The 541-nt window shown below is 60.6% G+C and carries 1 protein-coding gene; it reads left to right on the forward strand.

Features of this window, described 5'->3' with window-relative positions:
• The coding region (locus ACXJKR_RS34345; RefSeq protein WP_457326672.1) for a peroxiredoxin at positions 1-376 on the forward strand (376 nt) is incomplete at its 5' end.
• Between the last annotated feature and the right edge of the window lie 165 nt (positions 377-541).

Raw genomic sequence — 541 nt, forward strand, 5'->3', positions numbered from 1 at the left:
TTTCTACCCGAAGGACAACACGCCCGGTTGTACCACCGAGGCGATGCAATTCCGCGACCGCCACAAGGACTTCGTGAAGGCCGGCGCGGTGGTGCTCGGTGTTTCGCGCGACAACATGGCTTCGCACGAGAAGTTCAAGCAGGCCCTGGAGCTGCCCTTCGAGCTGATCGCCGACACGGAAGAAAAGCTCTGCCACATGTTCGGCGTGGTCAAGAACAAGATCATGTACGGCAAGAAGGTCAAGGGCATCGAGCGCTCGACCTTCCTGATCGCCCCGAACGGCATCCTGGTGGGCGAATGGCGCGGCATCAAGGTCGCCGGCCACGTCGACGAGGTGCTGAAGGCCGTGAAGGGCCTCAAGAAGGAAGCCGCCTAAGCCGCACAAGGCGCCACATGACGCGCGAAAAACGCGTTGTTTGCTGACATCGCGGGCCCCCGCGGTATGTGCATAATCAGCTCATGCCCCGGGTCGAATCCTTGTCACAGACTGCAAAGCCGCACTCATCCTGTGCGGCTTTTTGCTTTCTGGAGCCTGGATCGC

The organism is Roseateles sp. P5_E11 (genome assembly GCF_054049355.1).